The sequence below is a fragment of the Planktotalea sp. genome, from assembly GCF_018607965.1.
Lineage (GTDB): Bacteria > Pseudomonadota > Alphaproteobacteria > Rhodobacterales > Rhodobacteraceae > Planktotalea.
Map to the genome: position 1 here is coordinate 1 of NZ_JABBAM010000139.1, position 2610 is coordinate 2610.

A 2610-nucleotide genomic window follows, 5' to 3' on the forward strand; every position below is an offset into this window, starting at 1 on the left:
TGTTCAATTCAAAAATAACACAGTTACCAAACATACCAAAGCTTGATCGCACATCCCGTTTCCACTGGGTTTAAAGGACTTAGATCTCAATCAAATGCCAATTTTAATCCAGTAGACGTTTTCGTTGAACGTCTAATTACACTCCCTTTCACGAAAACTGGTCTTCTAACGTTACGCTGCATCGACGCTCGGTAAGCACTTGATTATGATCACAAATGGTCCATCCTGAACGTATCTATCGAATTATATGATGCGGTGAAGCGGCTAAGAAATCGATCTGGCGATCTCAAAAAAACCAACACTCAACGCGTGCTAACTTTCTGGGATACACTTAACGCCTAATTATTGTGCGGTACGGTGTAATAATTAGGCATTTAGACAATAGTTTAGAATTCTGAATACCATCCGCTTCCATTTATTGTCTCACTCAAAAAACTTCTCCAACACTCCTTGGTTCAGACTTAGGTTAGATGAGCCCTTGAACACACAGCTTCCCATAGATTCTGCAACCAAGCTTCAGCGTGCGCGTGGTAAGTTGAGCATAAGCGCGCAGCGCGCATCTGGTGACGTCACCCGTTTAAAAAACTTGCGTCAACAAGGATCGTACCGCGCGATTTTTCCACGGCCAATTGCTGGGAACATCGAGGCGGTGATCATCAACACTGCGGGTGGTGTGACGGGAGGCGACAAATTTTTTACAAGCATCACAGCACTTGAAACCGCACAGGTGAATGTCACGACACAAGCCGCCGAACGCATTTATCGCGCCACAGGGTCAGCTACGGGTATCATGAGAACCAAACTTTACGCTGAAAATGCGGCACAGTTATATTGGCTACCCCAAGAAACGATCCTGTTTGACGGGGCCAGATTACAACGCAGCCTTGATATTGACGTACACCCCAATGCTAAATTCCTGATGGTTGAACCACTGGTTTTCGGACGCGAGGCGTCGGGCGAAACCTTGCGATCTGGGGTGCTTGATGATCGCGTGACCATCACATCGAATGGTCAACCAATCTATCACGATCGCATCAAGCTCGAAGGCGATATCGCGGCGCACTTAAAGCGGCCTGCCATAGCAAACAGTGCGCGCGCGGCTGCAAGCATCGTTCTCGTTGATCAGCATGCAAAACCTGTGTTGGCTGCCTTGCGCAACTTGCTTCCAACGACTGCGGGCGCAAGCCTCTTGTCCGAAACGATCCTTGTCGTGCGCGTACTCGCCACTGACAGCTATGCCCTGCGTAGCGCCCTTTTCCCAATCCTCACGCTTTTGACCAACAACGCCGTGCCGAAAAACTGGAGACTTTGAGCGATGCAACTGACCCCCCGAGAAAAAGACAAACTACTGGTCGCTATGGCTGCCGAAGTGGCGCGCAAACGGCTATCGCGTGGGGTCAAATTGAATTACCCCGAAGCCATCGCGCTGATCACAGACGCCGTCGTTGAGGGCGCGCGTGATGGCCGCTCTGTCGCCGATATGATGGAGGCAGGTGCCCATGTTATCACCCGCGACCAATGCATGTCTGGCATCCCTGAAATGATCCATGACGTTCAAGTCGAGGCCACGTTTCCCGACGGCACCAAACTTGTCACCGTCCACAACCCGATCAGATAGGAGTCACTCATGATCCCCGGAGAGATTTTTCCCGCCGACGGCGACCTGATCCTGAATGAAGACCGCGAGGCGATTACCCTTATGGTGGCCAATACTGGCGACCGCCCCGTGCAAATCGGCAGCCATTATCATTTCGCAGAATGCAACGCCGCCTTGGATTTTGACCGCGATGCAGCCTATGGCCGCCGCCTCGATATCGCCCCAGGAACAGCCGTACGGTTTGAACCCGGACAGCGCCGCGAGGTCCACCTGATCGAGATGTCAGGTGCGCGTCGCATCTTTGGTTTCAACAACAAAGTCATGGGAGACCTCTGATGGCCACTTCAATCAGCCGCGCCGATTACGCCGCCATGTTCGGCCCTACTGTTGGTGATAAAATTCGCCTTGCCGACACCGATTTGATTATCGAGGTCGAACGCGACCTGACTGCCGAGCGCGTGAACGGCAGCAACGGTATGACTTATGGCGAAGAGGTCAAATTTGGCGGCGGTAAAGTCATCCGCGACGGAATGGGGCAATCCCAAGCAACCCGCGCGGCTGGCGCAGTTGACACTGTCATTACCAATGCGCTGATTGTTGATCACTCAGGGATTTATAAAGCCGATGTCGGCCTGCGCGACGGGCGCATTCACAAGATCGGTAAAGCAGGCAACCCCGACACCCAACCGGGCGTTGATATCATTGTCGGCCCCGGCACCGAAGCCATTGCAGGTGAAGGTCGTATTCTAACAGCTGGTGGGTTTGACAGCCATATCCACTTTATTTGCCCGCAACAGATCGAAGATGCGTTGCACTCTGGCCTGACCACGATGTTGGGCGGCGGCACGGGTCCCGCGCACGGCACTCTTGCTACCACCTGCACCCCCGGTCCTTGGCATATTGGACGCATGCTGCAAGCCGCTGATGCCTTTCCGATGAACCTTGCGTTTGCTGGAAAAGGCAACGCAAGCCAGCCTGACGCCTTGGTCGAGATGGTCAAAGGTGGGGCCTGT

Annotated in this window: 4 protein-coding genes; all 4 read left to right on the forward strand. The window is 53.0% G+C overall.

Going from position 1 to position 2610, the window contains the following annotated elements; genetic code table 11:
- Window positions 1-478 precede the first annotated feature (478 nt).
- Complete coding sequence (locus QZ279_RS12660; RefSeq protein WP_293451416.1) at window positions 479-1312, forward strand: urease accessory protein UreD; 834 nt, start codon at window positions 479-481, stop codon at window positions 1310-1312.
- Window positions 1313-1315: 3 nt separating this feature from the next.
- Window positions 1316-1618 (forward strand): urease subunit gamma, encoded by a 303-nt coding sequence (locus tag QZ279_RS12665; protein WP_293451418.1) that lies wholly within the window; start codon window positions 1316-1318, stop codon window positions 1616-1618.
- 9 nt (window positions 1619-1627) lie between these two features.
- Window positions 1628-1933: an urease subunit beta gene (locus QZ279_RS12670; protein ID WP_293451420.1), complete on the forward strand. Its 306-nt coding sequence runs from the start codon at window positions 1628-1630 to the stop codon at window positions 1931-1933.
- Window positions 1933-2610: urease subunit alpha (locus tag QZ279_RS12675; RefSeq protein WP_293451422.1), on the forward strand; the 678-nt coding region annotated here is incomplete at its 3' end. The genes QZ279_RS12670 and QZ279_RS12675, both read left to right, overlap by 1 nt.